The organism is Nonomuraea glycinis, from assembly GCF_035920485.1.
GTDB lineage: Bacteria > Actinomycetota > Actinomycetes > Streptosporangiales > Streptosporangiaceae > Nonomuraea > Nonomuraea glycinis.
Genome location: NZ_CP109166.1, coordinates 6,247,269 through 6,273,111, shown reverse-complemented (window position 1 = coordinate 6,273,111; position 25,843 = coordinate 6,247,269). Strand labels below are relative to the sequence as shown.

The window sequence follows — 25,843 nt, the reverse complement described above, 5'->3', positions numbered from 1 at the left end:
TTGATACACCCCCAAGAGCACCCTGCGCAGCCGATCGGTGACATTTCCTACAAGTCAGGCACCGTAGAAGACGCGGTCCACGACGTGCCGGGCGCGGCGGGTGACGCGGCGGTAGTCGTCGCGGAAGTCCTCCGAGCCGTCGGGCGGGTAGCCGAGGGTCTGCGCGATCAGGCGGCGTTCGCGGGTGTCGGCGGGCACGCTGTCCCCCGGCCGCCCCTTGACCAGCATGATCGCGTCCCTGATCCGGGAGGCGAAGCGCCAGGCCCGGGACAGCTCGTCGGCGTCGCCGGCGTCGAGCAGCTCGTGGGCGGTGGCGGCGCGCAGCGCCTCCAGGGTGCGGGTGGTGCGCAGGGAGGGCGTCGTGCCGGCGTGGCGGAGCTGCAGGAGCTGGGCCACCCACTCGACGTCCGACAGCCCGCCGGGGCCGAGCTTGGTGTGCAGCGCGGGGTCGGCGCCGCGAGGCAGCCGTTCGGCCTCCATGCGCGCCTTGAGCCGCCTGATCTCGCGCAGGGCGCCGTCGGTGACGCCGCCGGCCGGGTAGCGCAGCTCGTCGATCCCGGCGAGGAAGGCCGCGCCGAGCTCGGCGTCCCCGGCGGAGAAACGGGCGCGGAGCAGGGCCTGCGCCTCCCACGGCGAGGACCAGCGGGCGTAGTAGGCGCGGTAGGAGGCCAGGGTGCGCACCAGCGGGCCCTGTCTGCCCTCGGGGCGCAGGTCGGGGTCGATGAGCAGCGGCGGGTCGGGGGCGGGCAGGGCCAGCAGCCGGCGCAGCTCGTTGGCGACGGCGAAGGCCGCGTCGGAGGCGTCGCGCTCGGCCGCGTCCGGCAGCGGGTGGTGCACGAACATGACGTCGGCGTCGCTGGCGTAGGAGGACTCCATGCCGCCCAGCCGGCCCATGGCGATGACCGCGAACCGGGTGGGCAGGGGCCCGCGGCGTTCGGCCGAGACCTTGCCGATGGCGGCGTCGAGCGCGGCCTGGATCGTCACGTCGTTGAGCGACGACAGGGCCACCCCGACCCGCTCTATGTCGATAAGTCCGGAAATATCGGCTACGGCGATCCGGAACAGCTCCCGCCGCCGCAGCGCCCGTACCGCGGCCACCGCCGTCTCGGTGTCGTCGCCATGCCGGGACACCGCGGCCGACGCCTCGCCGAACAGGGCCTCCGGCGACCGTACGGCCAGCTCCTGGTCACTGCCCAGCAGCCCGACGGCCTCCGGTGCGTTGGTGAGCAGCCCGGTGGCGTACCGGCTGGTGCCCAGCACGCGGGCCATCCGCGCCGCCACCGCGGTCTCGTCGCGCAGCAGCCGGAGATACCACGGCGTGGCGCCGAGCTTGTCGCTGACCTGGCGGAAACCGAGCAGCCCCGCGTCCGGGTCCGGCGTGTCGGCGAACCAGCCGAGCATGACCGGCAGCAGGGTCCGCTGGATGGAGGCGCGCCTGGACACCCCGGCGGACAGGGCGGCGATGTGCCGCAGCGCGCCGTCCGGGTCGACGTAGCCGAGCGCGCGCAGCCGGGCGGCGGCGGCCGCCGTGGACAGCCGGGCCTCGGTGTCGGGCAGCCGGGCCACCGCCTGCAGCAGCGGCCGGTAGAACAGCTTCTCGTGCAGCCGCCGCGCCTCGTTCGCGTGCCGCCGCCACCGCGTGGTGAACTCCCCCACCGGATCCACCTGCATGCCCAGCGCCCGGCCCAGCCTGCGCAGGTCGTCGGCGTCGGTGGGCAGCACGTGGGTACGGCGCATCCGGTGCAGTTGCAGCAGGTGCTCGACCTGTCGCAGGAAGGAGTAGGCCTCGGCCAGGCCACGCGAGTCGTCCCGGGCGACATAGCCGCCACGGGACAGGGCGGCCAGCGCGGGCAGCGTCGCCCGGCGGCGCAGCAGCGGATCGAGCCGCCCGTGCACGAGCTGCAGCAGCTGCACCGCGAACTCGATGTCGCGCAGCCCGCCGGGCCCCAGCTTGATCTGCCGCTCCCCCTCCGACCGTACGTGCGCCTCGACCCGGCGGCGCATCGCCTGCACGTCCTCGACGAAGTTGTCGCGGGTGGCGGCCGACCAGACGAGCTCGTTGACCTCCTCGACGTAGGCGGCGCCCAGCTCCAGGTCACCCGCCACCGGCCGGGCCTTGAGCAGCGCCTGGAACTCCCAGGTCTTGGCCCAGCGCCGGTAGTAGGCCAGGTGGCTGGCCAGCGTGCGCACCAGCGGCCCGGACCGGCCCTCGGGCCGCAGCCCGGCGTCCACCTCCCACAGCGACCCTTCGGGGGTGGCGACCGTACAGGCCCGCATCATGGCCTGGGCCAGCCGGGTGGCGGCGCGCAGCGCCTTGGTCTCGTCCGCGCCGTCGCGCGGCTCGGCCACGAAGATCACGTCGACGTCGCTGATGTAGTTGAGCTCCCGGGCGCCGCACTTGCCCATCCCGACGACCGCGAGGCGTACCTCGTCGTCGTCCACCTCCGCCCGCGCGATGGCCAGCGCCGCCTCCAGGGCCGCGCCCGCGAGGTCGGACAGCTCGGCGGTGACCTCGGGCAGCGTGGCCTGCCCGGTGAGGTCACGGGCGGCCACGTGCGCCAGCCGCCCCCGGTAGGCGACCCGCAGCGCGACCAGCGGATCGGCGGCGGACGCGCGCGGCTCGGCCGCGTCCGGCTCGGCGCCGACCGCGCGCAGCAGCGCCGCCCGGTGCTCCACCAGGGTGGGTACGGCCAGCAGCTCCAGCTGGCCGGGATGGCGGACGAGATGGTCGCCCAGGGCGGCGCTCACGCCGAGCACGGCGAGCACCCGCGCCCTGAGACCCTCGTCGGCGCGCAGCCGGTCGAGGGCTGCGGGCTCCCGCTCGGCCAGCCGGGTCAGCGAGGTCAGCGCCAGCGCCGGATCGGGCACCGCGACCAGCGATTCGAGCAGGCCGTCGAGGTCGACCCCCGCCTGCTCGACCAGCCGGGCAGCGCCGGCCGCGTCGGCGAATCCGAGTCGGGCGAGGCGGGCTGCGGTGGACTCGATCCTGGGCACCTCTCCATCTTGTCAGCCCCCCGGCTCGTGGCACCCGCCGGTCAGACGGGGTCTGCTGTCCGCGCCGTCTCCCGCACGATCCGGGCGACATCGGAGTCTGCGGTCCGCGCCCTTTCCGTGACGATCCGGGCGAAGGCCTCGGTCATCGGGCGCCAGGTGGCCGCCATCTCGGCGGCGGCGGTCCGTACAGCGTCGTTGAGCTCCCGCTCATCGGCGAGGCCCGAGCCGGACGTCCACGCGGCGAAGATCTCCGGGGTGGCCTCCGGGTGGAACTGCACCGCCCAGGCCGCCCGGCCGAGCCGATAAGCCTGGTGGGGGTAGCGGGTCCCGGTCAGCAGCGGCACCGCGCCGTCGGGCAGCCGGGTGATCGCGTCGCGGTGATACTGCACGGCGACGGCGGTGCCGACGCCCGACAGCAGCGGGTCGGACGCGGCGGCGGGCAGCGCGGTCACCTCACACGCGCCCACCTCCAGCCCCGCGCCGCCCCGCTCGACCGTGCCGCCGCAGGCCATGGTCATGAGCTGCGCGCCCAGGCAGATGGCGAGCGTCGGCGTGCCGTCGTCCACGCTGCGGCGCAGCAGATCGCGGGTGGCGGGCTGCCACGGGAAACGCTCGTCCTCCCACGCGGCGGCCTCGCCGCCGAGCACGATCAGCCCGTCCCGCGCCCGCTCGGGGATCTCCTCCCCCAGGTACGGCCGGACGACGTCACACGGCAGGCCGAGCCAGCCGCCGAGGTGGCCGAGCCCGGCCTCGGCCTCATGCTCGATGACAGTGATGCGCATATTTGAGGATTGTGCCTGATCGGTCAGCGTGGAGCGATCCAGGTGGCACGGGCGGCGGCCACCAGACTGCCGTCTACCTCGTACACGGCGCTCCGGCTGAACAGCTTGCGTCCCTCGCGGCCGGTGGCCTGGCCGACGATGGAGTAGACGCCGCCCGGGATCACCTCGCGGTGGAACTCCAGGGCGAGCCTGCCGAGCAGGGCCGACTCCCCCGGGCCGAAGTGCGCCCAGCCGGTGACGCAGTCGAGCGCGGCGCCCACGATCGAGGCGGGCACCCCTTCCTCGTCGGCCGCGGCGAGCGGCACCCGCCAGCCGGCGGCGACCAGGCTGCCGTCGCCCTCCACGGGACCGGGGAAGATCCGCAGCCCGTCGCCCGGGTCGCGCAGCCCGCAGGCGAAGCACTCAGGGAAGGAGTGCCCGTGGTGACCGGCGAAGCCGGCCTCGGCCTGGGCCGCGTCGTTGAAGGTCACGAACGGGGGCGGCGCCACCTCCTCGGCCACCGGGATGGCCTCCACCAGCAGCTTCTGGCCGTCGTAGAGGGCCACGGTGTTGGCGACGTGCTCCAGGCGTAGTTCGCTCTCCAGGGGCGTGGGCGCGTGCAGCGTGACCTCGACCGCTGATCGTTTGCCAGTGAGAGCGTCCGCGAGGGTGCCGGCCAGCCAGCCGCCGTTGGCGACTCCTACCGGTCCCCGGAACCGCTCGGGAACGGTCAACACGGTCTGCAGGGCAGCCGTCGTCATGCCACACCCTCCTATAACGCCGCGAGAGGCGTAAAGTCCGGAAATATTAATTTGAATGGACCGATTTTATCGGATCGGTTGATCAGTCAGCGCCGGGGGCCCGACCTACGACATAACGCGACGAAACCGCCTAAAGCTTCCCGTCAGACCCTCCGACGCCAGGAACGCTCCACACGCCCTGTGCCCCCGGAACCTCGGCAGATCCGGGTGATCGGTAAAAGATACGGGGCCGAAGTTGCCACCAGGTGACTTCCATCACAAAGTGATCAGGGTCACGTTGTGCGGCCCGTCGGGGTGATCTCGGCGAGGCACAGATGAGGCTCGACGAACGGCCGCAACGTGACGTCCGAGGGCGGCGCGTCCATGTCGGCCAGGACCCGCCGGAGCAGGCCGAGATGGATCGAGCAGACCACCTCGGGGTACGTCGCGGCGACGGTGCGAAACGGACAGGTGTGCAGGCGGATCTGCGCGTCGTCCCCGTCGTGGGCCAGCTCGGAGTCGAAGCCGAACTCGGCGAACACCCCGTTCACCTGCGTCGCCGCCTCGGCCCGCGTCGCCGCGACGGCGGTCGGCCCGGTCCCGGAGCTCCGCCCGCCGCCCCAGGCCCAGCCCGCTTCTTCGGCCCGCCGCGCGCGTTCGTCCGCGTCACCGGCCCAGTGCGCGGCCAGGAGCGCGGACAGGAGCCCGTAACCGGCGTGCCCGCCGGACGCGGCGGCCCGGCCGGCCGCGGTGTAGAGCCGTCGCGGCCGTCCTCGCCCACCGGACCGGCCGGACCGGCTGTGCACCAGGCCCGCGTCGGTGAGGACGTCGAGATGGAACCGGACCGTGGTGACGTGCAGGCCGCACGCCGCGGCCAGTTGGCGTACGTCCATCGGCTCGTCGCCGGCCCGCAACGCGTCCAGCAGCCGCAGCCGGCTGGCGACGGCGAGCGCCTCGTGCGGCTGAGTGCGCCGGCCCGCTTGGTTGTCGTCCACCCGCTCAGCCTATTAAAAATGACGCTGATAGTCTAAAAACCCTGCGGTACCCGGCGAAGAGGAGGCCGACATGACCTATGTGATCGCGGAGCCCTGCATCGATGTCCTCGACCGGGCCTGCGTGGAGGAATGCCCGGTCGACTGCATCTACGAAGGCGCGCGGGCGCTGTACATCCACCCGGACGAGTGCGTGGACTGCGGCGCGTGCGAGCCGGTCTGCCCGGTCGAGGCGATCTACTACGAGGACGACCTGCGGGAATCGTGGGCGAAGTTCACCGCCGACAACGCCCGGTTCTTCAGCGAGCCGCTGCCCGGTGCCACCGCACCGCTGAACTCGCCCGGCGGGGCGGCGAAGCTCGGCCGCCTGGGAGTGGACACCCCGCTCGTCGCCGCGTATCCGAGCGGGACCTGAGGCGAGCGCGTACCGGCCGGTACGCCACCAGCCGGGCGTAGCGGCCCGGCGCCGAACCGATGACGGGCGCTGGTCACCCGCCGACTCGAAAGGTGATCCGCATGACTTCCCCCTCCGACGGCCGCCCGCAGGGACGGTTACTGGTCCGCTGGCTGTCGACGACGGACCACAAGGTCGTCGGCTACCTCTATTTGATCACCTCGTTCGGCTTCTTCCTGCTCGGCGGCGTCATGGCCATGGTGATCCGGGCCGAGCTGACCGAGCCGGGGCTGCAACTCGTCGCCGCCGAGCAGTACAATCAGCTGTTCACCATGCACGGCACGATCATGCTGCTGCTGTTCGCCACGCCGCTGTTCGCCGGGTTCGCCAACGTGATCATGCCCCTGCAGATCGGCGCGCCCGATGTGGCCTTCCCCCGGCTCAACATGGTCAGCTACTGGCTGTTCCTGTTCGGCGGGCTGATCGCCGTCAGCGGGTTCGTCACGCCCGGCGGCGCGGCGGCCTTCGGCTGGTTCGGTTACACGCCGCTGTCCACGGCCGCCTACTCGCCGGGCATCGGCGGCGATCTGTGGATCATGGGTCTGACCTTGGCGGGTCTCGGCACGATCCTCGGCGCCGTCAACTTCATCACCACGATCGTGTGCCTGCGCGCGCCCGGCATGACCATGTTCCGGATGCCGATCTTCACCTGGAACGTGCTGCTCACGTCGATGATGGTGCTGATCGCCTTCCCGGTGCTCGCCGCCGCCCTGCTGGCCCTGGAAGCCGACAGGAAGTTCGGCACGCAGATCTACGACCCGGCCACCGGCGGCGCGATGCTGTGGCAGCACCTGTTCTGGTTCTTCGGCCACCCCGAGGTCTACATCATCGCGCTGCCGTTCTTCGGCATCATCACCGAGATCATCCCGGTCTTCAGCCGCAAGCCGCTGTTCGGCTACATCGGCCTGGTGGGCGCCACGATGGCCATCGCCGGGCTGTCGATGACGGTGTGGGCGCACCACATGTTCCCGACCGGGCAGGTGCTGCTGCCGTTCTTCTCGTTCATGAGCTTCCTCATCGCGGTACCGACCGGGGTGAAGTTCTTCAACTGGATCGGCACGATGTGGCGCGGCCATCTCAGCTTCGAGACGCCGATGCTGTTCACGATCGGCTTCCTCATCACGTTCCTGCTCGGCGGGCTGACCGGGGTGATCCTGGCCTCGCCGCCGCTCGACTTCCACGTCACCGACACATACTTCGTGGTGGCGCACTTCCACTACGTCGTGTTCGGGACCGTGGTGTTCGCGATGTTCGCCGGCTTCTACTTCTGGTGGCCGAAGATGACGGGCAGGCTGCTCGACGAGACCTGGGGGAAGATCCACTTCTGGACCCTGTTCGCCGGCTTCCACGCGACCTTCCTGATCCAGCACTGGCTCGGCGCGCTCGGCATGCCCAGGCGTTACGCCGACTACAGCGCCACCGACGGCTTCACCACGCTCAACCAGATCTCGTCCGTGGGGGCGTTCCTGCTCGGCGCCTCCACGCTGCCCTTCCTCTACAACGTGTGGCGGACGGCACGCCGCCCGCGCCTCGTCCTGAAGGACGACCCCTGGGGGTTCGGCAACTCCCTGGAGTGGGCGACCTCGTGCCCGCCGCCCCGGCACAACTTCACGTCCATGCCGCCGATCCGGTCCGAACGCCCCGCCTTCGACCTGCACTATCCGCACGAGACCGGGCTCGCCAGGGAACAAGAAGGCAGCGACCCCGCTCGAACGCGGTAGTCGCTCCACCCGGAGCCCTTGGTGCGCGGGAAGCGATCACGGGGGTGCGCAACCTGCCGAGGGTGTCAGCCCGGCACCCCTGTGGTCGCGTCTCCGGAACCGAGCTGTGACGACTGCCAACCGTGAATCAGCAGGTCGAACACCGTCTCCACAGCCGCGCGCCGATCGGGTCGGCCCTCGGCCAGCGTCGGGACCTGCAGGACGAACCGGGCGAGTGCCGAGCAGGCGAGGTCGTCCGCCTCCCGGCCGAGCTCTTCCGCGATCACGGCGCCGAGGGCGGACGCGTGCCGCATCCACATGCGCTCGGCGTACGTGCGGAGCGCGGGCGTCTGATCCACCAGTGCGGTGAACCGCTGATAACGCGGATCCGACGCGATCGATACCCAGGACTCCAGCGCGTGGGCGCGAAGCGCCTCGACCACGCCTTGACCTGCGGGCCGTTCGCGGACGGCGGCGACCAGTCTCGCCTCGGTGTCCTCCTCGCGGTCGAAGACCAGCGCCTCCTTGCTCGGGAAGTGCGCAAAAAGGGTCGTCGTCGAGACGTCGGCCCTTTCGGCGATGTCGCGGACGCTCGCGCGTTCGAAACCGTGCTCCAGGAAGAGCTCCAGGGCCGCGTCCGCGATGGCCTGCCTCGTCGCGGCCTTCTTGCGTTCGCGACGGCCGACGGCCGGAGAGTCTGGCATGACGCCACCATACCTCATGACTGGAACAACACCGAAAGTGGAACGGTTGCACTTTCGGACTCGTTTCTGCTTTGCTGGTCACCACAGGGGTTGCCGCCCATGGGATCGCGGCACCGGACCATTACCACGCCGCCCCGCCCCGCCCCGCCCCGCCCCGCCCCGCGCCGTGGCGTGGCGTGGCGTGGCAGCACCCGGGCACCCCCACCGACGAAAGGAATCCACCATGACCTCTCCGACGCCCGCCAACGCGCGGATCAGCATCATCGGCGCCGGCCCCGGCGGCCTCACCTGCGCCCGCATCCTGCAACGGCACGGCATACCGGTGACGGTGTACGACCGCGATCCGGAGGGAAGCTCCCGTGACCAGGGAGGCTCGCTGGACCTGCACGAAGACGATGGCCAGCTCGCACTCCGTGAGGCGGGCCTGCTGGAGGAGTTCTTCGCGCTCGCCAGGTTCGAGGGGCAGGAAATGCGCCAGATGGACCCGGCGGGGAGCGTCCATGCCCACCATGTGCCCGACGCGGGCGACAAGGACAGCCCCGAGATCGACCGCGGACAACTGCGCGATCTCCTGCTGGGCTCACTCGCCGCGGGAACGGTTCAGTGGGGGCGCACCCTCGAGACGGTCAGCGGACCGGCCGACGGACCACGAACGTTGACGTTCACCGACGGGACGACCGTCGACGCCGATCTCGTGATCGGTGCGGACGGCGCCTTCTCCCGCGTCCGCACCGCCGTGTCACCCGCCACACCGCTGTACACAGGAGTCAGCTTTCTCGAGGCATGGTTCGACGACATGGAGATCGCGCACCCCGAGCTCTCCGAACTGGTCGGGAAAGGCAGCGCCCATGCCGCCGACGGGGAGCGTGGCCTCTTCGCGCAGCGGAACAGCGGCGGCCACATGCGCGTCTACATCATGCGGCGCGTCCCCATGGACTGGCTCGCGGCGAAGGGGCTTCGCCCCGACGACACCGAGGGCATCCGCGCCCATCTCCTCGGCGAGTACGCGGCCTGGTCACCACAGACGCTCCGGATGATCACCGACAACGACGGCGCCTACATCGACCGCCCGATCCTCGCCCTGCCGGTGCCGCACACATGGGAGCACTCGCCCAGCGCGACGCTCCTCGGGGATGCCGCACACCTCATGCCCCCGCTGGGCGTCGGCGTCAACCTCGCCATGCTCGACGCCAGCGAACTCGCGCTCGCACTCGTCCGCTCCGCCACCATCGACGACGCCGTACGCGACTACGAGAGAACGATGCTCCCACGCTCCATCGAAACAGCCCAGATGCTCGAAGGCGCCGCCGAGTCCCTGCTGGCCGTGCCCGGCCCCGGCGAGGGGCGGCCAGGTCCGGCCCAGCCCTGAAAAGGCAAAGGTCCAGCCTGGTCCAGGTGCGCCTGCCGGATCAACGCGGGGTGACGAATCTAGACTCGGGCCAATCAACCCAGCTATAACACCTCTTGGCTAGGCGGCCCAGACGGGGACTGATCGAGGACATGGGCGGCGAACAGCGGAAGTTCGAACTCACCGGGCCGCAGATCGTGGGAAGCACCCTGGCCGCGGTGACCGCCGCGGTCGCGGCTTCCTACCTCGGGGTGACGGGCACCGTGATCGGCGCCGCCCTCGTGAGCGCCGCCACCACGGTGGGCAGCGCCGTCTACACGCACTACCTGAGGCGCACCGGCGAGAAGGTCAAGCGGCACACGGTGGGTGCCTGGCGCGAGCACGCCGCGGAGGACGTGGCGGACGGCGGGCCGTCCACGCTCCTCGTCGCGACAGAACTCGCGACAGAACTCGCGGCAGAACCATCGCCGCGCAGGAGGCTGCCCTGGGCCAGGGTGGCCGCCGCGGCCGCGCTGGTGTTCGCCGTCAGCATGGGCAGCATCCTGGCCTACCAGAGCCTGGCCGGCCAGACCGTGGCCGACCAGATCACCGGCACACCCCGGAAGAAGGCAGAGCGCGACAAGCCACCGGTTCAGCGGGACAAGCACGCCGAGCCCGCCCCCCAGGCGCCACCGACACCATCGGCCACGGCTTCGTCCACGGACCCGAGCCCGCCAACCTCCTCGAGCCCCACCCCGACGCCGCCGCCCACGCAGACCCCGGCCGACGAACCCGCCTCAACGCCTACAGCGGCGACCACGCCCGAGCCTGCCGGCTCGCCCTCTCCCGAGCAGAGCCGGAGCCTCCCCGAGGTGAGCGCCGACACCGCGCCGCCAGCGGAGGAGCCGCACCCCCGCAGGGGCCTCCTGCGCCTGCCCGCCGTGATCGGTGACGCGACGGATTCGGACGGAACCCGCCACTGACCCAGCCTTACAGGGCTTCGTACGGACCCCGCCGCTGACCTGGTCTTACAGGGCTTCGTACGAAAACCGCCGCTGACCTGGTCTTACAGCACCGGCAGGTAGCGGCCCAGTTCGAACTCGGTGACCTGGCGGCGGTAGTCGTTCCACTCGGAGCGCTTGTTGCGCAGGAAAAAGTCGAAGACGTGCTCGCCCAGCGTCTCGGCCACGAGCTCGCTCTGCTCCATGACCGCGATCGCGTCGTCGAGCGACTGCGGCAGCGGCCGGATGCCGAGGGCGCGGCGCTCGGCGCTGGTCAGCTTCCAGACGTTGTCCTCGGCGGCCGGCGGGAGCTCGTAGCCCTCCTCGATGCCCTTGAGGCCGGCGGCCAGGATGAGCGCGAAGGCGAGGTAGGGGTTGCAGGCCGAGTCGAGGGAGCGGAACTCGATGCGGGTCGAGCCGCCCTTGTGCGGCTTGTACATCGGCACCCGGACCAGGGCCGAGCGGTTGTTGTGGCCCCAGCACACGTAGGAGGGGGCCTCGCCGCCCTGGCCGGCGATCGCCTCGGCGCCGCCCCACAGCCGCTTGTAGGAGTTGACCCACTGGTTGGTGATCGCGGTGATCTCGGCGGCGTGCCGCAGCAGGCCCGCGATGAACGAGCGGCCGATCTTGGAGAGCTGATAGTCGGCGCCGGCCTCGTAGAAGGCGTTACGGTCACCCTCGAACAGCGACATGTGCGTGTGCATGCCGGAGCCGGGGTGCTCGGTGAAGGGCTTGGGCATGAAGGACGCCCAGACGCCCTGCTCCAGCGCGACCTCCTTCATGACCAGGCGGAAGGTCATGATGTTGTCGGCGGTGGTGAGCGCGTCGGCGTAGCGCAGGTCGATCTCCTGCTGGCCGGGCGCGCCCTCGTGGTGGCTGTACTCGACCGAGATGCCCATCGACTCCAGCATCATGATCGCCTGGCGCCGGAAGTCGTGGCCGGAGCTGTGCGGCGTGTGGTCGAAGTAGCTGCCCGAGTCGATCGGCTCGGGGCGCTGGCCGGCCTCCGGGCGGTTCTTCAGCAGGAAGAACTCGATCTCCGGGTGGGTGTAGAAGGTGAACCCCATGTCGGCGCACTTGGCCAGGGTGCGCTTGAGCACCCAGCGCGGGTCGGCGTGCGACGGCGAGCCGTCGGGCATGAGGATGTCGCAGAAGATCCGCCCGGCGCCGGGCGTCTCGCTGCGCCACGGCAGGATCTGGAAGGTCGACGGGTCCGGCTTGGCGAGCATGTCGGCCTCGTAGACACGCGCGAAGCCCTCGATGGCCGAGCCGTCGAAGCCCATGCCCTCGGCGAACGCGCCTTCGAGCTCGGCGGGCGCGATGGCGACGGATTTGAGGAAACCGAGCACGTCGGTGAACCAGAGCCGGATGAACCGGATGTCGCGTTCCTCAAGTGTGCGGAGCACGAACTCCTGCTGGCGGTCCACGGCGTCCCCTCGTGACGACTGGTGCTGGTCTCGTATCAGCATGCCGTGTCCGTGTTTCGCACAGGTTACGGGGGGTGCCGGTGCGAGCCTCCCTGACAAAGGGCCCGTCCACACTTACTGTGATCACGCAGTCAGTCTCGGGGGAGGCATTGGTGGCTATCGACCTGCTCAATCACAAGCTGGATCGGGCCTTCGACCACATCGACGCGAGCGGTAGGGGGGTCGTGGAGCGCGAGGACCTGCTGGGGCTGGGCGCGCGCATCCTGGTGGGCTTCGGGGAGTCGCCCACGTCGGTCACCGGCAGCAGCCTCGTCGACAGCTTCGACGGGATCTGGGCGGCGCTGTCCGGCACGCTCGGCGGCGACACGGACCTCGACATGTCGCGCGAGGACTTCCGCAAGGCCATGACGGCGGCGTTCGTAGAGGGCGGCCGGTACGACGCGGTGTTCCGGCCCGCCGTGGTGGCCGTGGCGGAGCTGTGCGACGGCGATCGGGACGGCCTGATCGGGCGGGGCGAGTTCCGGACGATGCTGGCCGCGTTCGGCACCGCCTACGACGACGTGGACGTGGCCTTCGACCGGCTGGACCGTACGGGCAGGGGGGTGTTGACCGTGGACGAGGTGGTGCTGGCCGCCGAGGAGTTCTACGTCGGCGACGACCCGGCCGCCGTCGGCAACTGGCTTTACGGACCGCTGTGACTACCGCGGGGAGCACCACGGTGATCGCTTCCGTACGGTCCGCGCTGCGGTCCGTGCTGCACTGGAAGCCGCTGCTGCCGTTGCCGCGCAGGGGCGGCTCGGCGGCTCTGGCGCTGTTGCCGCTGACCGAGCGGGTGCCGGCGATGGCCGCGCCGTGCCGGATGCATCCGGCGGTCTACGCCATCGAGGCCGCGGTCATCGACTGGGCGCGCCGGACAGGGCTGCGGGCCGACCAGGGGGTCGGGTTCCACCGGATGGCGGGCCGGGCGTTCGCCGAGTTCGACGCGGCGGCGGCGGCGCTGTTCGCGCAGTGGCTGACCTGGCTGTTCCATCTGGACGACGAGTTGGACGAGGGGCCGTGCCCGCTGGAGGTGTTCCAGGGGATGCTGGAGGGCGCCTGCGACCATCCACTGGAGGCGGCGTTCGCGGATCTGTGGCGGGTGACAAGCTCGCGGATGAGCGACGAGTGGCGGCGGCGGTTCGCGGTCAGCCTGCAGCGGCAGCACTACGCGTGCCGCACCGAGGCGGCCAACCGGGTGTCGGGCACGATCCCGACGCTGGCGGAGTATCCGTCGCTGCGCAGGGGGACGGTGGGCCCCTACCTCTACGACCTGGTCGAGCCGTGCCTGCGGGTGGAGGTGCCCGCCTGGGTGCACCGCTCGCAACCGTGGCAGGAGCTGGTGAACTCCTGCAGTGACATCACCGCATGGTGCAACGACGTGGCCTCGCGGCCCAAGGAGCGCGGGGACGCGCACAACCTCGTCGTGATCGCCAGGCACGAGCTGGGGCTGAGCGAGCGGGAGGCGGTGTCCTGGGTGCTCGACCGGATCGCCGAGCGCTGCCGTGACATGCAGCAGGCCGCCAGGCAGCTGCCGCTGGACGATCTCGCGCCGCGTACGGCCAGAGACGTGAGCAAGGTCGCGTGCGCCTACCTGGCCGCGCCGCGCGCCCACCTGGACTGGCTGATGGAGTCGAGCCGCTACAGCTGAGCGACCCCGACCGGCTGATCGAGTCGAGCCGCTACAGCCGGGCGACCGTGCCGGCGAGGGCGTCGCCGGTCGGGGTGCGGCGGTAGACGACCTGTTTGCCGACGCGTATCCCGACCGTGAGCCCGCTGTCGCGCAGCACGCCGAGGTGCTGGCTGACCGCGCCGGGTGTGAGCGCCATCCGCCCGGCCAGCGCCGAGGTGGTGCTCGGCTCGGCGAGCGCGAGCAGGATCCTGGCCCTGCTGCCGCCGATGAGCGCGGCCAGCGCGCCGGGCGCGGGCGGTGGCCCCTGCTGCCAGAGGGTGCCGACGCCGAGCACCGGATAGACGAGCATCGCCTGGTACGGCGCGGTCATCACCGCGACCATCGGCCAGTAGAAGGCGGTCGGCACCAGGACGAGGCCGTCGCCGTTCAGGCCGCCCGAGGCGCAGTAGGGCCGGTCGACGAGCAGCCGCTCCCCCGTCCACCGCACGGCCGGGTCGAGCGAGGCGAACAGCTCGCGGGCCCCGCCCTGGGCGAGCTGCCGTGACCTGCGCAGCACGTCGCGCTCCAGCAGGCCGTAGACGCGCGGCCAGAACTCGGCGAAGCACGCCTCCCAGTAGGCCGCCAGCGCGTCGGCGACCCGGGCCACGCCGGCCGCCGGGTCGGCCCTGAACCGCTCGATGACCGCCGGATCGGCTCCCTGGACGCGCGCGGCCTCGTCGGCGGCCCGCTCGGGCGAGGTCTGCCGGACGCGGGCGAGCTCGGCGGCGAAGTCCGGCATCGGCGTGTCGGGCGGCGGGGTGAGAAAGTCGGCCAGGTAGCCGGTCGCGGGCACCAGCGCGAACAGCTCGGTCAGGTCGAGACCGGCCAGGCGAGGGCGCACGCACTTGATCCACGGCAGGTGGATCGCCTGCCTGGCCGGGTCCCGCAGCGTGCGCAGGCTGGCCACGAGCTCCCACATCGGGGAGAACGCGAACCGGATGCGGGCCACGTCCTCCGACTTCAGATCCCAGGTCACCACCACGGGATTTAGTGTGCGCTAAATCGTTCGCTTGGCAAACCGGGGCGTACGACCCTTGGCGGGTGACAAGTACCGGCGTCAAGCCGACCTTCCTCCGCTCCTCCTTCGGCGGCCTGCCCCGCCCCTTCTGGGCTCTGTGGGGCGGCACTTTGGTGAACCGCCTGGGCACCATGGTCATGCCGTTCACCGGCGTCTACCTGACCCAGGCCCGGGGGCTCTCGATCGCCGCCGCCGGGCTGGTGATGGCGCTCTTCGGCGCGGGCTCGCTGGTGTCGCAGCTGCTCGCCGGGGTGCTGGCCGACCGGATCGGCCGCCGGGCGACACTGTCCGGCGGCATGCTCGCCACCGCCGCCGCGATGCTGGCGCTGGGCTACAGCACCACGCTGCCGGCGATCCTGGCCTCGATGTTCCTGCTCGGCCTGGTGGCCGACGCCTACCGGCCCGCCTCCAACGCGCTGGTCGCCGACCTGATCTCTCCGCAGGAGCGGCCGAGGGCGTACGGGCTGCTGTTCTGGGCGATCAACCTCGGCTACTCGGTGGGCATGACGGCGGGCGGATGGCTGGCGCAGGCCGGGTTCCTCTGGCTGTTCTGGGTGGACGCGGTGAGCTGTGTGGCGTTCGCCGTGCTGGTCTGGCGGGCGGTGCCGGAGACCAGGCCCATGGGGAAGAGCGAGGCGGGCGGGTTCGGGGTGGTGCTGCGCGACCGGGTGATGGTCGGCTTCACCCTGGTCATCCTGGGCAACGCGCTGCTGTACTCCCAGACGTTCACCACGCTGCCGATGGCGATGACGGAGGGGGTGGGCCTGACGACCGCGCAGTTCGGCCTGGCCATGGCGCTGAACGGGGTGCTGATCGTGATCGTGCAGCCGCTGGTGTCCGGCTGGCTGGGCCGCAGGGACCCGGTCAGGACGCTGGCGCTGGGCATCGCGGTGATGAGCGCCGGGTTCGCGCTGACGGCCTTCGTCACCACCACGTTCTGGCTGGCCGTCACGATCGCGGTGTGGACGGCGGGTGAGGTCGTCACCGCCGGGATCGCGGGCACGATCCTGGCCAGGCTGGCGCCGCCGCATCTGCGCGGGCGGTACTCGGGGCTGTTCGGGTTCTCCTGGTCGGTCGCGGCGGTGCTGGCGCCGCTGCTCGGCGGCGGCCTGCTGGAGTTGGGCGGCCCGCGGGCGCTCTGGTTCACCACGGGCGGCATCGGGCTCGTCGCGACCGCGGGCATGCTGGCGCTGGGACCGGCGATCAGGCGTCGCTGACCGACCGCCGGCGAAGCCGTCGCGGACCGGCCCCTGCAGAAGCCGTCGCGGACCGACCCTTGGAGAAGCCGTCGCGGACCGGCCCCCGGAGAAAGCAACCCCTGGATAAGTGCCCATTTACCAGGACATCGAATGGGCTCTACGCTTACGCCTACGATGTTGACCTTCACTGCTTTAGGACCGTTCCAGGCCTGGACCGACGGCGACCCTCTCGACCTCGGCGGCCAGCGTCAGCGGGCGGTGCTCGCCCGCCTGCTGGTCGCCGGCGGCCACGCCGTCCCGGTGAGCACGCTCATCGACGAGCTGTGGCCGGGCAACCCGCCGGCGCAGGCGCTGTCGACCATCCAGGGGTACGTCTCCCGGCTGCGCCGCGCGCTCGAACCCGACCGGGCGCCGCGCGAGGAGGCCACCGTGCTGGTCTCGGCCTCCCCCGGGTACGCCCTGCGCGCACTGCCCGAGCAGGTGGACTCGTGGTGGTTCCAGAGCCTGGTCAAGACCGACGGGCCGGCGCCCGAGGTGTGGGCGGCCATGGAGAGCGCGCTGGCGCTCTGGCGGGGGCCCGCGCTGGCGGAGTTCGCCGAATTGCACTGGGCCGCGACGGAGGCGGCCAGGCTGGAGGAGCTGCGGCTGATCGCGGTGGAGCGCCGGGCGGACGCGGGCCTGGCCATGGGCAGGGCCACCGCGGTGGTGGCCGACCTGGAGGCGCACGCCGCCGGTCATCCGCTGCGGGAGGAGGCCTGGCGGCTGCTGGCCCTGGCGCTCTACCGGACGGGACGGCAGGGCGACGCGCTCGGCGCGCTGCGGCGGGCCCGGACCGCCTGGCGGGACGAGCTCGGGCTGGACCTGACGGACGCGCTGCGCCGCCTGGAGAGCGACATGCTGGCCCAGCGGGTACCGGAGCCGCCAGCCCCGCCCCGGCCGGCCGAGCCGGGCGCCGCCCCGCCCCAGCCGGGCGCGCCGGACGCCTCCGCCGGCCGGCCGTTGCGGGTGCTGGTGGCCGACGACCAGGCGCTGGTACGGGCCGGGCTGCAGGTCGTGCTGAGCGCCGAGCCGGGCCTGGAGCCGGCCGGGGAGGTGGCCAACGGCGAGGAGGCCATCGCGGCGGTCCGCACCGCCCGGCCGGACGTGGTGCTGCTCGACATCCAGATGCCGCACCTGGACGGCCTGGCCGCCGCGCGCCGCATCCTGGCCGACGAGGATCCGCCGAAAGTGATCATGATGACCACCTTCGGCAGCGACGAGAACCTGTACGCGGCCCTGCGCGCGGGCGTCAGCGGTTTCGTGCTCAAGACCTCTCCCCCCGAGCAGCTCGTGGCCGCGATCAGGGCCGCCGCGGCCGGGGACGCGCTCATCGACCCGGCCGTCACCACCCGGCTCATCTCCGGCTTCTCCGGGCGTACGGACCCAGAGTCGCCGCCGGCCCTGGCCGGGCTCTCGGACGCCCGGCTCGACCTGCTGAAACTGGTGGCGCGCGGGCTGACGAACCGGCAGATCGGGCAGACCCTGTCCCTGCCCGAGCCGCAGGTGACCGAGGCGGTGCGGTCCCTGCTCGACCACCTCGGCCTGTTCGGCCGGGCGCAGCTCGTGGTGGCCGCCTACGAGTCCGGGCTGGTGACGCCGGGAACCGTCGCCACCAGATGAGCCCCTTTTCGTCGCTTTGACGATAAAAACGGGTACGTACTAGGCTGTTTCCCGTGGCACAACTGCGTATTGCCCTGGCACAGACGAACCCGACCGTTGGCGACCTGGCCGGCAACGCCGACCGCCTGATCACCTGGACGCGTGCGGCCGCCGAGCGCGGCGCGCACCTCGTGGTGTTCACCGAGATGTTCCTCACCGGCTATCCCGTGGAAGACCTGGTGCTGCGCACCTCGTTCGTGGACGCGAGCATCGCGGCCCTCGACGAGGTGGCCGTCAGGCTCCAGCGCGAAGGACTCGGCGAGCTGCCCGTGGTCGTCGGCTACGTCGACCGGGCCAACCGCGCCCCCCGGGTCGGCCAGCCCAAGGGCGCCCCGCTCGACGCCGCCGCCGTGCTCCACCAGGGCCGGGTGGTCACCCGCACCGCCAAGCACCACCTGCCCAACTACGGCGTCTTCGATGAATACCGCTACTTCGTCCGCGGCGACCGACTGCCGATCTTCCGGCTGCACGGGGTGGACGTGGCGATCGCGGTCTGCGAGGACCTCTGGCAGGAGGGCGGCCCGGTCTCCGTCGTGGGCCAGGCGGGCGCGGGGCTGCTCGTCGTGCCGAACGCTTCGCCGTACGAGAAGGAGAAGGACGACGTCCGGCTGGAGCTGTGCGCGCGCAGGGCGCGCGAGGCCGGGTGCGCGCTCGTCTACGTCAACCAGGTCAGCGGGCAGGACGAGCTGGTCTTCGACGGCGACTCCCTCGTGGTGGACGCCTCGGGCGAGCTGGTCGCGCGGGCCGCCCAGTTCCGGGAGGAGCTGCTCGTCGCCGACCTCGACCTGCCGGTCTCCACCGCCGAGGCAGGGACGTTCCCGTACGACGCGGGCGACGGGTCCACCATCACCGTCGAACGGCTCATGCTGTCGCAGGACCCCGTCGCGCCGTACCCGCCGGAGCCCGCGCGCGTGGCCGAGCCGCTGAGCACGCAGGCCGAGGTGTACGCGGCGCTGGTGCTCGCGGTCCGCGACTACGTCGCGAAGAACGGCTTCCGGTCGGTGATCCTGGGGCTGTCCGGCGGCATCGACTCGGCACTCACCGCGACCATCGCCGCCGACGCCATCGGCCCGTCCCGGGTGCACGTCGTGCTGATGCCCTCGCGCTATTCCTCCGCGCACTCCCTGGCCGACGCCGAAGAGCTGGTCCGCAGGCAGGGGCTGACCTCCCAGGTGGTGCCGATCGCCGACATCGTCACCGCCTTCGAGAAGGAGGTCGGCCTGTCCGGCCTCGCGGCCGAGAACCTCCAGGCGAGGGTACGCGGCATGATCCTCATGGGGCTGTCCAACGAGCACGGCCATCTGGTGCTCACCACCGGCAACAAGAGCGAGCTGGCGACCGGCTACTCCACCCTCTACGGCGACTCCGCCGGCGGCTTCGCGCCCATCAAGGACGTGCCGAAGATCATGGTGTGGGAGCTGTCCCGCTGGCGGAACGCGCACACCGATCCGATGTTCCTGCTGGAGGCGGAGCGGCCGATCCCGGAGAATTCCATCACCAAGGAGCCGAGCGCCGAGCTGCGCCCCGACCAGCGCGACACCGACTCACTGCCGCCCTACGAGGTGCTGGACCGGCTGCTCGACGACTACGTGGAGAAGGACATGGGCTCGCGCGAGCTCATCGCCGCCGGACACGATCCTGAGCTGGTGACGCGGGTGATCGGCCTGGTGGACCGGGCCGAGTACAAGCGCCGGCAGTATCCGCCGGGCCCGAAGATCACCCCCAAGAACTTCGGCCGGGACCGCCGCCTGCCCATCACCAACCGCTGGCGCGAGACGGCTCCTTAGAAGGCTGTGCGCTCACCCGGAGTCAAGGGCGGCGTGCACATCAGTGTGGATGAAGTCCTTGCCCTTGAACAGCAAGGACTCCTGACACTCCTGGGCAAGGGCGTAGGCGAAGCAGTCTCCGAAGTTGAGCCCAGCGGGATGACCGCTGCCCTTGCCGAAGTCGCGATAGGCGGCACGGGCCCTGCGGGCCTCGGCCTCTGCGATCGGGACCACGGCGATCTCAGCGGTGCTGATGAGCTCGTCGAAGCGACGGCTGGCGATCGGATCACGGCTGCCGTCGATGACGACCGCCGCCTCCAGGAAGCTGGCGGCGGACATGCGACGGACGGCGGCGTCCGCGATGGCCTCGGCGAAGGTGAGCGCATCCGGTTCGGAGCGAAGAATGGCGATGATCGCCGAGGTATCAATGATCACCTGGGAAGTCCGTTCTCATCGTAGAGAAGCTCTCCATGGTCGACGGAACGGAAGGGTTCGACCAGGCGCGGAGCCGTGTCCCTGCCGATGGCGAGCAACCGGTCCGCCAGGCCGGCGCTGCGGAGATGCCGGACACGTTCGAGTCGTTCGCGGACGGCGGCCGTCACGGCGGCCGTCTGACTCTCCCCGGTCAGGCTCGCAAGCTCCTGAACCAGCCTGTGCGTCTCAGGGTTCTTGATGTTCAGACTCATAATGTCCACCTTTCTACCTATCCAAGGAACCATTCCACCTCCAGGCCCAGGCACAGAAAAGGCCCTGACGCTCGGCCGGTAGGGCCGGCGCGGGACAGCCCGTGACGGCACCCGCTCAGTCGACGTCGACGTCGTCGAGCAGGCGCAGGAGGCGAGAGAGCACCCGGACGCAGGCGTCGATCTCGGCGTCGGTCAGCTCGCCGCCGAGCGACCGCAGCACCTCGCGCTCGCGGTCGATCACGGCGGTGATGGCGGCCCGGCCCTCCTCCGTCAGCCGGATGAGCGAGGACCTCTTGTGCGCCGGGTTAGGGCAGACCTCGACCAGGTGCCGCGCGGCCGCGTCGTTGATCATGCGCTGCACGAACTGGCGGCTCAGCGCCTGAGCCCGGCCCATCTGGGGAACGGTCATGGCCCCATGCTCGCGGAGCAGGTTGAGCACGGCCCGCACCCCGACCGACAACCCCTCGATGGGCGCGTCCTGCTCCACTTTGCGCTGAGCGCGCCGGTACAGCGGGCCGACCAGGTCGAACACCTCGCCGAGCCGGTCCGTCGGTTCTCCGGGCGCAGGGCCACGCGCTGTTTCTCGCACCCCACCATAATGACATCTAGGTTGTCATCATGCCTCCATTCATGACACCTTAGGTGTCATGAATGGACTGTTCTGGCTCGACAGCGGCACCGGCCGGCCCCTTGTTCTGCTGCACGGCGGCTTCCTCCACCACGGCATGTGGGACGACCAGATCCCGATCTTCGCCTCGCGATACCGCGTCATCGCGCCCGACGCCCGAGGGCACGGCCGGTCCGCCAACGCCACCGAGCCGTTCCGGCTCACCGACGACCTCGCCGCGCTGCTGCGCCACCTGGACGCCGGCCCCGCGATCCTGGTGGGCGTCTCCATGGGGGCGGGCATCGCCATCGACACCGCACTGGAGCACCCGGAGCTGGTCAGCGCCGTGGTCGTCAGCGGCGCCGGGACCAGCGAGCCGGCCTTCACCGACCCCTGGACCACGCAGACCATGGCCGCCTGGCACTCGGCGATGCTCGCCGGCGACCTCGACGCCTCGGTCGAGGCATTCACGCTCCTTGGCGTGGGCCCGCACCGCACGCTCGACGATCTCGACCCCGAGGTCGTGAGCCGCCTGCGCCAGATGGCCAGACAGACCATGTCCAAGCACACCGCCGACGAACCCGATCCGCTCGTCCCGGTGCGCGACACCTGGGGCCGAGCCGCCAAGATCGACGTGCCCGTGCTGGCCGTCAACGGCGCCCTCGACTCACCCGATCACCTGGACATGGCCGAACGCCTCACCGGCAACGTCGCCGACGGCCGCTCGATCTCGATCGACGGATGCGCCCACTACCCCAACATGGAGCGCCCGGACGTCTTCAACGAGATCCTCGGGGACTTCCTCCGCACCCGCTGATGGTCTGACTTGTGCCTATCTGGCCAAGAGGGGGAAGGATGTCACCTTAGGTTCACTGGGAGATGCCCGAAGCTCACGTACTGTCAGAGAGTGAGCGATCACGATGCGCCGTCTGCCCTGGCTCGCGCCGCCGCCGGAGCCCTGTTCTTCGACGAGGGGGACCGGGTGATGCTGGTGCGGCCCACGTACAAGCCCGACATGGACATTCCCGGCGGGTTCGTCGAGCCGGGTGAGACGCCCTACCAGGCGTGCGTGCGCGAAGTGCGGGAGGAGCTCGGCATCCGGCCGCCGATCGGGCGGCTGCTCGTGGCCGACTGGGCGCCGCATCCGGCCAAGGGCGACCTGATCCTGTTCGTGTTCGACGGCGACGTGCTCGGGCCGGAGACGCTCGCGCGAATCACGTTCGCCGACCACGAGCTCAGCGCCTACGACTTCCACCCGGTGGACGAGCTGGACGAGATGCTGATCGACCGGCTCGCCCGCCGGGTCAAGGCCGCCGCCCTCGCCCGCGACCTGGGCGAGACCGTCTACCTGGAACACGGCCGGCCGATCCTGGGCAAAGCCGTCTGAGACCGCCGCCCGCCTCGCGGGCCCGGCGGGCGCGGGACCCGGTCCGGGTCCGCCGGGCGGGCTCAGGCGGCCAGGCCGGTGAGGATCTGGTCGACGAGGCGCTCGGCCAGGTCCGCCGGCAGCTCGCCCCCGGGTCCCCACTTGCCGTACCAGAGCATGGCGCCCGACAGCAGCGCCATCCCGATCTCCACGTCCAGGTCGGGCTTGAGCTCGCCGGTGGCGACGCCGCGCACGATCGTCTCGCGCATGGCCGTCCGCCGCGGCTCGATCGCCCGCTTGATGAAGCGCTCGGTGAGCCGCGGGTTGCGGTCCGCCTCGCTCATCGCGACGTTCATCACGCACCGCCCGCGGGTCTGGCCCGCCTCATGGCGCATCACGTCCACCAGGGCGATCAGGTCGTCGCGCACCGACTCCCCGGCGAGCGGCGGAAGCGGCGCCTTGAGCGTGGCGAGCGCGTCGACGACGAGGTCCTCCTTGTTGGACCAGCGCCGGTAGATGGTCGTCTTGCCGACGCCCGCCCTCGACGCGATCGCCTCGATGGACAGCTCGGAGACGCCCATGCCCTCGGCGATCAGGTCGAGGGTCGCCTCGATGATCGCGCGCTCGGCCTTCTCGCTGCGTGGACGGCCTGCCGGACGGGCCGTCACCGGTTGCTGGGTGGTCATCGCGGTCTCACACTACCGCTGGTTCTTTCTGCTCCGTCTCCACCACCGAAGGCGGCTTACCGGGCATCCACCTGGCGACGACCGCGACACCGACCAGCGCGATGGCGGCCGACACCAGCGCGGTGACGTGCATGCCGTGCAGGAACGCCGCGTAGGCGGGCTGCATGATGGCCTCCCCGCGCTCGCCGAGCGCCCTGGCGACCTCGACGGTCCCCATGATCGACTCACCGCCCACGTGCTGGGCGGCGGCCGGCAAACCCTGCAGGGACGGCGCGATCTCACCCCGGTAGGTGGACGACAGCACCGAGCCGAGCACGGCGACGCCGAGCGCCCCGGCTACCTGCCGGACGGTGTTGCTCATGGCCGAGCCGACGCCGGCCTTCTCGCCGGGCAGCGCCTCCATGATGGCCGTGGTGGCCGGCGGCATGATGTTGGCCATGGCCGCGCCCTGCACGAAGAAAATGATCTCCAGCACCAGGATCGGGGTGTTCTGGTCGAGCAGGGCGTAGCTGCCCAGCACCAGCGCGATCACCGACAGGCTGACGGTGGCCGACAGCTTGGCCCCGAACCGCTCGTTCACCCGCTGGCTGAGCGGCGAGAAGATGAGCTGCGCCGCGGCGAACGGGATCAGCAGCGCCCCCGCCTGCACCGCGCTGAAGTCCAGCACGATCTGCAGGTAGAAGGTCAGGAAGAACATCGCGCCCATCATGGCGAAGAAGACGATGCCCATCATGCCGATGGCCGAGCTGAACCGGATGTTGCTGAAGTAGCGGACGTCGAAGACGGGGTTGTCGATGCGCCGCTCCCACCAGACGAACACCGCGAGCACGGCCACCCCGAACAGGGTGGGCACCAGCACCTCGGCGGAGCTGAAGGTGGCCAGCTCGCCGCCCCGGATGATGCCGTAGACGACGGCGACCAGGCCGACGATGGACAGCAGCACGCCGATGGGGTCGAGCTTCGACGGCTTGGGGTCGCGCGACTCGGGCACGATGGTCGCGATGAGCACCACGCTGATCAGCACGATCGGCACGTTGATCAGGAAGACCGAGCCCCACCAGAAATACTCGAGCAGCAGGCCGCCGGTGATCGGCCCGATCGCGACGGCCAGACCCACACCGCCCGCCCAGAACCCGATGGCCTTGCCCCGCTCGCTGGGCGGGAAGACGTTGGAGATGATGGCCAGCGTCGCGGGCATGATCGCCGCGCCGCCGATGCCCATCGCCGCCCTGGCCAGGATCAACTGGGTCGGATCCTGCGCGTAGGCGCTGGCCAGCGAGGCCAGGCCGAACAGCACCATGCCGATGAAGAGCATGCGCTTACGGCCTGTGCGGTCGCCGATCACGCCGAAAGTGAACAGCAGTCCGGCGAACACCAGGGTGTAGGAGTTGATCGCCCACTCAAGCTCGCTCTGGGTCGCCCCCAGCCCGAGGTCCGGGTCGGCGATGGTCTTCATCGCCACGTTCAGAATCGTGTTGTCGAGCACGACCGCCAGCAGGCTGAACACCAGCACGCCGAGGATCGCCCAGCGGCGTGGATGCCCTGTGTTGGGCTTCAATGCGGCACCTCAATTTCGATACGATCAAGTTTCGCTACGCAACCGTATCGCAAGGTATTTCGATACGCAACGGTCCCGTTTCGTAATGTGGGTCACACTCGCTCAATGGGCCGCCAGCGTCTCGCGCGGTGTCGGATCGTCACTGACCACCGCGGCGGACGGCCGCTGCGGGCGACGCCAGAACGTCAGCGCGACCAGCACGATCACGACTCCGATCAGCCCCGCCACGGCGAACGCCCAGCCGGCACCGTGGGCGTCGATGATCGCGCCGGCGATGGGCGCGGACGAGGCCCCGCCGATCAGCAGGGCGGTGCCGTGCAGGCCCATGGCCTCTCCCCTGGCCCCGGCGGGCACCTTGCCGCTGAGCGCCTCGACGGTGGACGACAGCGCCGGGGCGCACAGCAGGCCCGACGGCAGCAGCGCCAGCAGCAGCCACCACCACTGGCCTGACACCAGCCCCACGGGCACGGTGAGCAGGCCCATGCTCGCGACGAGCACCAGCGGCGAGAACCCGCGCGACAGCCCGCCATAGATGAAGCCACCGGTCAGAGAGTAGAGGCACCAGATGCCGACGGCCAGCCCGATCCACCCCGTCTGCCCCGAGGTCTGCATGGTGGCGATCATCGCGAGCTCGGTGGCGGTGAGCACGAAGGTGGCGGCGGCCACGGTGCCGAGCAGCGCGAGCAGGCCGGGCGTGAGCCACTGCCGCCGCGACACCTTCGCCCCGGGCGCCGCCAGCTCCGCGGCCGACCTGACCGGCGGGTTGAGCAGCAGCAGCGCCAGGCCGGACCCGGTCAGCCCGATCGCGATGACGGCCATCGTCGGCCCGCTGCCGAACGTGATCATCCCGAACACCGCCAGCGCCGGCCCCGTCATGTAGGAGAGCTCGACGAACATCGAGTCGAGTGAGAAGGCCGTGCGGCGCTGCTCCAGCGGCACCATGGCGGCCAGGCACTGCCTGATCACGCTGAACACCGGCAGCCCCAGCAGCCCCGCCACCGCCGCGGCGGCGACCAGCACGGGGAACGGCAGCGCCCAGGCGGTCGCCCAGAACACCGCCTGCGCCGCCGTGGTGACGGCCAGGACCGGGCGCAGGCCGTAACGGTCGACGAACCGTCCCGACAGCGGGGCTCCGACGGCCAGGCCGATCGTGCTCGCCATCGTGACCAGCCCGGCCATGACGTAACCGAGGTCGAGGGACTCGACGGCGTGCAGCGTCAGCGCCATCCCGATCGCCGTGACGGGGACGCGGGCCAGCACGCCGACCACCAGCAGCACGCCGACACCAGGGAGCCGGAACAGACGCCGGTAAGGTTCGATAGCCATTGTTATTGCTTACCTCCTGGCCCATTGTGCCAACTCGCACCGACACTTTCGCCACCCGTTTTCCGCCGTGGCATCATCGGGAGGAGTCCGGGGACGCCGCTGGGGCGCCTCGAGACGTTTCTGGA

24 protein-coding genes are annotated in these 25,843 nt (G+C 71.0%); 11 read left to right on the top strand and 13 right to left on the bottom strand.

What is annotated here, in order from left to right; genetic code table 11:
* Positions 1–54: 54 nt before the first annotated feature.
* The 4 genes from OHA68_RS29460 to OHA68_RS29445 all read right to left on the bottom strand — a co-directional run bounded on the left by OHA68_RS29460 (position 55) and on the right by OHA68_RS29445 (position 5,490).
* Entirely contained in the window at positions 55–2,994 is a 2,940-nt protein-coding gene (locus OHA68_RS29460; protein WP_327103180.1) for a bifunctional [glutamine synthetase] adenylyltransferase/[glutamine synthetase]-adenylyl-L-tyrosine phosphorylase, read from the bottom strand.
* Positions 2,995–3,035: 41 nt separating this feature from the next.
* On the bottom strand, positions 3,036–3,776 hold the full coding sequence (locus OHA68_RS29455; protein WP_327103179.1) for a type 1 glutamine amidotransferase: 741 nt from the start codon (positions 3,774–3,776) through the stop codon (positions 3,036–3,038).
* A 23-nt stretch (positions 3,777–3,799) separates the two neighbouring features.
* Positions 3,800–4,516: a hypothetical protein gene (locus tag OHA68_RS29450; protein ID WP_327103178.1), complete on the bottom strand. Its 717-nt coding sequence runs from the start codon at positions 4,514–4,516 to the stop codon at positions 3,800–3,802.
* Between the two features lie 272 nt (positions 4,517–4,788).
* On the bottom strand, positions 4,789–5,490 hold the full coding sequence (locus OHA68_RS29445) for a helix-turn-helix domain-containing protein (protein WP_327103177.1): 702 nt from the start codon (positions 5,488–5,490) through the stop codon (positions 4,789–4,791).
* 70 nt (positions 5,491–5,560) lie between these two features.
* On the opposite strand from OHA68_RS29445, the gene fdxA reads away from it, so the two are divergent.
* Both fdxA and ctaD read left to right on the top strand, forming a co-directional pair.
* Entirely contained in the window at positions 5,561–5,902 is a 342-nt protein-coding gene (gene fdxA, locus OHA68_RS29440) for a ferredoxin (protein WP_189143243.1), read from the top strand.
* A 101-nt stretch (positions 5,903–6,003) separates the two neighbouring features.
* Positions 6,004–7,662 carry an aa3-type cytochrome oxidase subunit I gene (gene ctaD / locus OHA68_RS29435; protein ID WP_327103176.1) on the top strand — a complete coding sequence of 553 codons (1,659 nt, stop codon included), beginning with the start codon at positions 6,004–6,006 and terminating at the stop codon, positions 7,660–7,662.
* Positions 7,663–7,727: 65 nt separating this feature from the next.
* On the opposite strand, the gene OHA68_RS29430 is transcribed toward ctaD, so the two are convergent.
* Entirely contained in the window at positions 7,728–8,345 is a 618-nt protein-coding gene (locus OHA68_RS29430) for a TetR/AcrR family transcriptional regulator (protein WP_327103175.1), read from the bottom strand.
* A gap of 223 nt (positions 8,346–8,568) precedes the next feature.
* On the opposite strand from OHA68_RS29430, the gene OHA68_RS29425 reads away from it, so the two are divergent.
* Both OHA68_RS29425 and OHA68_RS29420 read left to right on the top strand, forming a co-directional pair.
* The gene (locus tag OHA68_RS29425; RefSeq protein WP_327103174.1) at positions 8,569–9,714 is read left to right on the top strand and encodes an FAD-dependent oxidoreductase; all 1,146 of its coding nucleotides are present in this window, start codon (positions 8,569–8,571) and stop codon (positions 9,712–9,714) included.
* Between the two features lie 131 nt (positions 9,715–9,845).
* Positions 9,846–10,655 (top strand): hypothetical protein, encoded by an 810-nt coding sequence (locus OHA68_RS29420; RefSeq protein WP_327103173.1) that lies wholly within the window; start codon positions 9,846–9,848, stop codon positions 10,653–10,655.
* Between the two features lie 83 nt (positions 10,656–10,738).
* On the opposite strand, the gene glnA is transcribed toward OHA68_RS29420, so the two are convergent.
* Positions 10,739–12,100 (bottom strand): type I glutamate--ammonia ligase, encoded by a 1,362-nt coding sequence (glnA, locus tag OHA68_RS29415; protein WP_189143385.1) that lies wholly within the window; start codon positions 12,098–12,100, stop codon positions 10,739–10,741.
* A 152-nt stretch (positions 12,101–12,252) separates the two neighbouring features.
* Here glnA and OHA68_RS29410 point away from each other — a divergent pair, with 152 nt between their 5' ends.
* Positions 12,253–12,798, top strand: coding sequence for an EF-hand domain-containing protein (locus OHA68_RS29410; protein WP_327103172.1), 546 nt, complete (start codon positions 12,253–12,255; stop codon positions 12,796–12,798).
* 20 nt (positions 12,799–12,818) lie between these two features.
* Entirely contained in the window at positions 12,819–13,787 is a 969-nt protein-coding gene (locus OHA68_RS29405; RefSeq protein ID WP_225277977.1) for a terpene synthase family protein, read from the top strand.
* Positions 13,788–13,818: 31 nt separating this feature from the next.
* Here OHA68_RS29405 and OHA68_RS29400 read toward each other — a convergent pair whose 3' ends face one another.
* A complete protein-coding gene (locus OHA68_RS29400; protein WP_327103171.1) occupies positions 13,819–14,790 on the bottom strand; it encodes an ArsR/SmtB family transcription factor in 972 nt (323 codons plus the stop codon).
* 59 nt (positions 14,791–14,849) lie between these two features.
* On the opposite strand from OHA68_RS29400, the gene OHA68_RS29395 reads away from it, so the two are divergent.
* The 3 genes from OHA68_RS29395 (at position 14,850) to OHA68_RS29385 (ending at position 19,510) form a co-directional block, all read left to right on the top strand.
* Positions 14,850–16,043: an MDR family MFS transporter gene (locus OHA68_RS29395; protein WP_327103170.1), complete on the top strand. Its 1,194-nt coding sequence runs from the start codon at positions 14,850–14,852 to the stop codon at positions 16,041–16,043.
* Between the two features lie 156 nt (positions 16,044–16,199).
* The gene (locus OHA68_RS29390) at positions 16,200–17,684 is read left to right on the top strand and encodes a BTAD domain-containing putative transcriptional regulator (RefSeq protein WP_327103169.1); all 1,485 of its coding nucleotides are present in this window, start codon (positions 16,200–16,202) and stop codon (positions 17,682–17,684) included.
* 53 nt (positions 17,685–17,737) lie between these two features.
* Positions 17,738–19,510, top strand: coding sequence for an NAD+ synthase (locus OHA68_RS29385; RefSeq protein WP_327103168.1), 1,773 nt, complete (start codon positions 17,738–17,740; stop codon positions 19,508–19,510).
* Positions 19,511–19,522: 12 nt separating this feature from the next.
* Here the strand turns inward: OHA68_RS29385 and OHA68_RS29380 are convergent, their stop codons facing one another.
* The 3 genes from OHA68_RS29380 to OHA68_RS29370 all read right to left on the bottom strand — a co-directional run bounded on the left by OHA68_RS29380 (position 19,523) and on the right by OHA68_RS29370 (position 20,764).
* Positions 19,523–19,924, bottom strand: coding sequence for a type II toxin-antitoxin system VapC family toxin (locus tag OHA68_RS29380; protein WP_327103167.1), 402 nt, complete (start codon positions 19,922–19,924; stop codon positions 19,523–19,525).
* Positions 19,921–20,175 (bottom strand): type II toxin-antitoxin system VapB family antitoxin, encoded by a 255-nt coding sequence (locus tag OHA68_RS29375; protein WP_327103166.1) that lies wholly within the window; start codon positions 20,173–20,175, stop codon positions 19,921–19,923. Before OHA68_RS29375 ends, OHA68_RS29380 begins: the two co-directional genes overlap by 4 nt.
* Positions 20,176–20,290: 115 nt before the next feature.
* The gene (locus OHA68_RS29370) at positions 20,291–20,764 is read right to left on the bottom strand and encodes a MarR family winged helix-turn-helix transcriptional regulator (RefSeq protein WP_327103165.1); all 474 of its coding nucleotides are present in this window, start codon (positions 20,762–20,764) and stop codon (positions 20,291–20,293) included.
* A 58-nt stretch (positions 20,765–20,822) separates the two neighbouring features.
* On the opposite strand from OHA68_RS29370, the gene OHA68_RS29365 reads away from it, so the two are divergent.
* Together OHA68_RS29365 and OHA68_RS29360 are read left to right on the top strand one after the other, a co-directional pair.
* The gene (locus OHA68_RS29365) at positions 20,823–21,599 is read left to right on the top strand and encodes an alpha/beta fold hydrolase (RefSeq protein ID WP_327103164.1); all 777 of its coding nucleotides are present in this window, start codon (positions 20,823–20,825) and stop codon (positions 21,597–21,599) included.
* A gap of 90 nt (positions 21,600–21,689) precedes the next feature.
* A complete protein-coding gene (locus OHA68_RS29360; protein ID WP_327103163.1) occupies positions 21,690–22,169 on the top strand; it encodes an NUDIX hydrolase in 480 nt (159 codons plus the stop codon).
* Positions 22,170–22,231: 62 nt separating this feature from the next.
* Here the strand turns inward: OHA68_RS29360 and OHA68_RS29355 are convergent, their stop codons facing one another.
* From OHA68_RS29355 to OHA68_RS29345, 3 genes are all read right to left on the bottom strand, one after another.
* Positions 22,232–22,834 (bottom strand): TetR/AcrR family transcriptional regulator, encoded by a 603-nt coding sequence (locus tag OHA68_RS29355; RefSeq protein ID WP_327103162.1) that lies wholly within the window; start codon positions 22,832–22,834, stop codon positions 22,232–22,234.
* A gap of 7 nt (positions 22,835–22,841) precedes the next feature.
* Entirely contained in the window at positions 22,842–24,392 is a 1,551-nt protein-coding gene (locus tag OHA68_RS29350; protein WP_327103161.1) for an MFS transporter, read from the bottom strand.
* A gap of 102 nt (positions 24,393–24,494) precedes the next feature.
* Complete coding sequence (locus tag OHA68_RS29345) at positions 24,495–25,718, bottom strand: MFS transporter (RefSeq protein ID WP_327103160.1); 1,224 nt, start codon at positions 25,716–25,718, stop codon at positions 24,495–24,497.
* Between the last annotated feature and the right edge of the window lie 125 nt (positions 25,719–25,843).